This window comes from Neisseria polysaccharea (assembly GCF_963392925.1).
Classification (GTDB): domain Bacteria; phylum Pseudomonadota; class Gammaproteobacteria; order Burkholderiales; family Neisseriaceae; genus Neisseria; species Neisseria polysaccharea.
Map to the genome: position 1 here is coordinate 1 of NZ_CAUJNZ010000028.1, position 5,867 is coordinate 5,867.

Sequence of the window (5,867 nt, forward strand, 5' to 3'; positions counted from 1 at the left end):
CTATTTTTTAGCTGCGGGCAGCACCGGTTTTGCCGGGGCTTTGGGCGCGGGCGCGCCGACCGAAGCCTGATCCTTCAGCTTCGCCAGCACCGCCGGGCCGATGCCCTTCACCTTCGTCAAATCGTCCACAGACTTGAACGCGCCGTTTTGCGCACGGTATTCCGCAATGGCTTTCGCCTTCGCCGGACCTATTCCCGGCAGCGCCTCCAACTCCTGCGGCGAAGCCGCATTGATGTTTACCGCCGCAAGGGAGAAGGCGCAGGAGAACAGCATACAGAACAGCACGAACATTTTCTTCATGGTTTTTCCTTTAAAGGTTGCAAACAATAAAACCGCATCCTGCGGCGATAAAACGGGTCATTCTAAAATGAATATCCCAAAGTTTCAAGCCGTTCCTTCGCAAACCCGACCAGACACCGTACGGATACCGTCCCACCATCCCCGACATTTTTTCCGGACAAAGCAAAAACCCCCGAATAATCAGGGGTTTTCTGAAAGGGTGTTTGGCAGTGACCTACTTTCGCATGGAAGAACCACACTATCATCGGCGCTGAGTCGTTTCACGGTCCTGTTCGGGATGGGAAGGCGTGGGACCAACTCGCTATGGCCGCCAAACTTAAACTGTTACAAATCGGTAAAGCCTTAATCAATATATTCGGTGATGACTGAATCAGTCAGTAAGCTTTTATCTCTTGAAGTCCTTCAAATGATAGAGTCAAGCCTCACGAGCAATTAGTATGGGTTAGCTTCACGCGTTACCGCGCTTCCACACCCCACCTATCAACGTCCTGGTCTCGAACGACTCTTTAGTGTGGTTAAACCACAAGGGAAGTCTCATCTTCAGGCAAGTTTCGCGCTTAGATGCTTTCAGCGCTTATCTCTTCCGAACTTAGCTACCCGGCTATGCAACTGGCGTTACAACCGGTACACCAGAGGTTCGTCCACTCCGGTCCTCTCGTACTAGGAGCAGCCCCCGTCAAACTTCCAACGCCCACTGCAGATAGGGACCAAACTGTCTCACGACGTTTTAAACCCAGCTCACGTACCACTTTAAATGGCGAACAGCCATACCCTTGGGACCGACTACAGCCCCAGGATGTGATGAGCCGACATCGAGGTGCCAAACTCCGCCGTCGATATGAACTCTTGGGCGGAATCAGCCTGTTATCCCCGGAGTACCTTTTATCCGTTGAGCGATGGCCCTTCCATACAGAACCACCGGATCACTATGTCCTGCTTTCGCACCTGCTCGACTTGTCGGTCTCGCAGTTAAGCTACCTTTTGCCATTGCACTATCAGTCCGATTTCCGACCGGACCTAGGTAACCTTCGAACTCCTCCGTTACTCTTTGGGAGGAGACCGCCCCAGTCAAACTGCCTACCATGCACGGTCCCCGACCCGGATTACGGGTCTGGGTTAGAACCTCAAAGACACCAGGGTGGTATTTCAAGGACGGCTCCACAGAGACTGGCGTCTCTGCTTCAAAGCCTCCCACCTATCCTACACAAGTGACTTCAAAGTCCAATGCAAAGCTACAGTAAAGGTTCACGGGGTCTTTCCGTCTAGCAGCGGGTAGATTGCATCTTCACAACCACTTCAACTTCGCTGAGTCTCAGGAGGAGACAGTGTGGCCATCGTTACGCCATTCGTGCGGGTCGGAACTTACCCGACAAGGAATTTCGCTACCTTAGGACCGTTATAGTTACGGCCGCCGTTTACTGGGGCTTCGATCCGATGCTCTCACATCTTCAATTAACCTTCCAGCACCGGGCAGGCGTCACACCCTATACGTCCACTTTCGTGTTAGCAGAGTGCTGTGTTTTTAATAAACAGTCGCAGCCACCTATTCTCTGCGACCCTCCAGGGCTTACGGAGCAAGTCCTTAACCTTAGAGGGCATACCTTCTCCCGAAGTTACGGTATCAATTTGCCGAGTTCCTTCTCCCGAGTTCTCTCAAGCGCCTTAGAATTCTCATCCTGCCCACCTGTGTCGGTTTGCGGTACGGTTCGATTCAAACTGAAGCTTAGTGGCTTTTCCTGGAAGCGTGGTATCGGTTACTTCGTGTCCGTAGACACTCGTCGTCACTTCTCGATGTTAAGAAGACCCGGATTTGCCTAAGTCTTCCACCTACCGGCTTAAACAAGCTATTCCAACAGCTTGCTAACCTAACCTTCTCCGTCCCCACATCGCATTTGAATCAAGTACAGGAATATTAACCTGTTTCCCATCGACTACGCATTTCTGCCTCGCCTTAGGGGCCGACTCACCCTACGCCGATGAACGTTGCGTAGGAAACCTTGGGCTTTCGGCGAGCGGGCTTTTCACCCGCTTTATCGCTACTCATGTCAACATTCGCACTTCTGATACCTCCAGCACACTTTACAATGCACCTTCATCGGCCTACAGAACGCTCCCCTACCATGCCGGTAAACCGGCATCCGCAGCTTCGGTTATAGATTTGAGCCCCGTTACATCTTCCGCGCAGGACGACTCGACCAGTGAGCTATTACGCTTTCTTTAAATGATGGCTGCTTCTAAGCCAACATCCTGGCTGTCTATGCCTTCCCACTTCGTTTACCACTTAATCTATCATTTGGGACCTTAGCTGGCGGTCTGGGTTGTTTCCCTCTTGACAACGGACGTTAGCACCCGCTGTCTGTCTCCCGAGGAACCACTTGATGGTATTCTGAGTTTGCCATGGGTTGGTAAGTTGCAATAACCCCCTAGCCATAACAGTGCTTTACCCCCATCAGTGTCTTGCTCGAGGCACTACCTAAATAGTTTTCGGGGAGAACCAGCTATCTCCGAGTTTGTTTAGCCTTTCACCCCTATCCACAGCTCATCCCCGCATTTTGCAACATGCGTGGGTTCGGTCCTCCAGTACCTGTTACGGCACCTTCAACCTGGCCATGGATAGATCACTCGGTTTCGGGTCTACACCCAGCAACTAATCGCCCTATTAAGACTCGGTTTCCCTACGCCTCCCCTATTCGGTTAAGCTCGCTACTGAATGTAAGTCGTTGACCCATTATACAAAAGGTACGCAGTCACACCACTAGGGTGCTCCCACTGTTTGTATGCATCAGGTTTCAGGTTCTATTTCACTCCCCTCCCGGGGTTCTTTTCGCCTTTCCCTCACGGTACTGGTTCACTATCGGTCGATGATGAGTATTTAGCCTTGGAGGATGGTCCCCCCATATTCAGACAGGATTTCACGTGTCCCGCCCTACTTTTCGTACGCTTAGTACCACTATTGAGATTTCGAATACGGGACTATCACCCACTATGGTCAAGCTTCCCAGCTTGTTCTTCTATCTCGACAGTTATCACGTACAGGCTCCTCCGCGTTCGCTCGCCACTACTTGCGGAATCTCGGTTGATTTCTTTTCCTCCGGGTACTTAGATGGTTCAGTTCTCCGGGTTCGCTTCTCTAAGTCTATGTATTCAACTTAGGATACTGCACAGAATGCAGTGGGTTTCCCCATTCGGACATCGCGGGATCATAGCTTTATTGCCAGCTCCCCCGCGCTTTTCGCAGGCTTACACGTCCTTCGTCGCCTATCATCGCCAAGGCATCCACCTGATGCACTTATTCACTTGACTCTATCATTTCAAGAACTTCTTTGACTTCGTTTACCTACCCGTTGACTAGGGAAGTAAACTTGAAATTCCTACTTTGATAAAGCTTACTGCTTTGTTGTGTCTTAATCCTGCCTTTTGTGTTTCAGAATTAAGTCGATACAATCATCACCCAAATACTGTGTTTGTTTTCTTTTCTCTCGCGAGAGATTTTTACCCTTTGCAAAAGGTAAAAATCAAAACAAACTCATTGTCTTTGTTTGTTGATTTCGGCTTTCCAATTTGTTAAAGATCGATGCGTCGTTATTTTACTCCGCAAATCAAAATAAGTTGCTATAAAATATAAAAGTACAAATAAAATAAAAGCAACAGGATTACTTTGATTTGCAAAGTTTTGGTGGAGGCAAACGGGATCGAACCGATGACCCCCTGCTTGCAAAGCAGGTGCTCTACCAACTGAGCTATGCCCCCGTTCTTGGTGGGTCTGGGAGGACTTGAACCTCCGACCCCACGCTTATCAAGCGTGTGCTCTAACCAGCTGAGCTACAAACCCGGATTCTCTTCTTAAGCGAACCTTGCCTTCACTCAAGCTTCTTCCGCATCTTTTCAGTTTACCGATAAGTGTGAATGCCTAAAGCCTCTTCTTTCTCTAGAAAGGAGGTGATCCAGCCGCAGGTTCCCCTACGGCTACCTTGTTACGACTTCACCCCAGTCATGAAGCATACCGTGGTAAGCGGACCCCTTGCGGTTATCCTACCTACTTCTGGTATCCCCCACTCCCATGGTGTGACGGGCGGTGTGTACAAGACCCGGGAACGTATTCACCGCAGTATGCTGACCTGCGATTACTAGCGATTCCGACTTCATGCACTCGAGTTGCAGAGTGCAATCCGGACTACGATCGGTTTTGTGAGATTGGCTCCACCTCGCGGCTTGGCTACCCTCTGTACCGACCATTGTATGACGTGTGAAGCCCTGGTCATAAGGGCCATGAGGACTTGACGTCATCCCCACCTTCCTCCGGCTTGTCACCGGCAGTCTCATTAGAGTGCCCAACCGAATGATGGCAACTAATGACAAGGGTTGCGCTCGTTGCGGGACTTAACCCAACATCTCACGACACGAGCTGACGACAGCCATGCAGCACCTGTGTTACGGCTCCCGAAGGCACTCCTCCGTCTCTGGAGGATTCCGTACATGTCAAGACCAGGTAAGGTTCTTCGCGTTGCATCGAATTAATCCACATCATCCACCGCTTGTGCGGGTCCCCGTCAATTCCTTTGAGTTTTAATCTTGCGACCGTACTCCCCAGGCGGTCAATTTCACGCGTTAGCTACGCTACCAAGCAATCAAGTTGCCCAACAGCTAATTGACATCGTTTAGGGCGTGGACTACCAGGGTATCTAATCCTGTTTGCTACCCACGCTTTCGGGCATGAACGTCAGTGTTATCCCAGGAGGCTGCCTTCGCCATCGGTATTCCTCCACATCTCTACGCATTTCACTGCTACACGTGGAATTCTACCTCCCTCTGACACACTCGAGTCACCCAGTTCAGAACGCAGTTCCCGGGTTGAGCCCGGGGATTTCACATCCTGCTTAAGTAACCGTCTGCGCCCGCTTTACGCCCAGTAATTCCGATTAACGCTCGCACCCTACGTATTACCGCGGCTGCTGGCACGTAGTTAGCCGGTGCTTATTCTTCAGGTACCGTCATCAGCCGCTGATATTAGCAACAGCCTTTTCTTCCCTGACAAAAGTCCTTTACAACCCGAAGGCCTTCTTCAGACACGCGGCATGGCTGGATCAGGCTTGCGCCCATTGTCCAAAATTCCCCACTGCTGCCTCCCGTAGGAGTCTGGGCCGTGTCTCAGTCCCAGTGTGGCGGATCATCCTCTCAGACCCGCTACTGATCGTCGCCTTGGTAGGCCTTTACCCCACCAACTAGCTAATCAGATATCGGCCGCTCGAATAGCGCAAGGCCCGAAGGTCCCCTGCTTTCCCTCTCAAGACGTATGCGGTATTAGCTGATCTTTCGATCAGTTATCCCCCACTACTCGGTACGTTCCGATATGTTACTCACCCGTTCGCCACTCGCCACCCAAGAAGCAAGCTTCTCTGTGCTGCCGTCCGACTTGCATGTGTAAAGCATGCCGCCAGCGTTCAATCTGAGCCAGGATCAAACTCTTATGTTCAATCTCTAACTTTTTAACTTCTGGTCTGCTTCAAAGAAACCGACAGGACAATGTTCAAAACATTATCTTGTCTGTCTTTCAAACAGTGTGAGGC

At 50.8% G+C, this 5,867-nt stretch carries 2 tRNA genes, 3 rRNA genes and 1 pseudogene; all 6 read right to left on the reverse strand.

The features are described 5' to 3' along the window. The 6 genes and pseudogenes from RDY34_RS10415 to RDY34_RS10440 all read right to left on the reverse strand — a co-directional run bounded on the left by RDY34_RS10415 (position 1) and on the right by RDY34_RS10440 (position 5,773). A pseudogene (locus RDY34_RS10415) lies at positions 1–466 on the reverse strand (helix-hairpin-helix domain-containing protein). Positions 467–501: 35 nt separating this feature from the next. Beyond that, positions 502–615 (reverse strand): 5S ribosomal RNA (gene rrf, locus RDY34_RS10420). Positions 616–711: 96 nt separating this feature from the next. Beyond that, positions 712–3,603: ribosomal RNA gene (locus RDY34_RS10425) — 23S ribosomal RNA — on the reverse strand. A 371-nt stretch (positions 3,604–3,974) separates the two neighbouring features. Next, positions 3,975–4,050 (reverse strand) — tRNA-Ala (locus RDY34_RS10430). A gap of 5 nt (positions 4,051–4,055) precedes the next feature. Further along, positions 4,056–4,132 (reverse strand) — tRNA-Ile (locus tag RDY34_RS10435). A gap of 100 nt (positions 4,133–4,232) precedes the next feature. Further along, a 16S ribosomal RNA gene (locus tag RDY34_RS10440) occupies positions 4,233–5,773 on the reverse strand. The 16S, 23S and 5S rRNA genes sit together here with 2 tRNA genes alongside, the layout of an rRNA operon. Positions 5,774–5,867 lie beyond the last annotated feature (94 nt).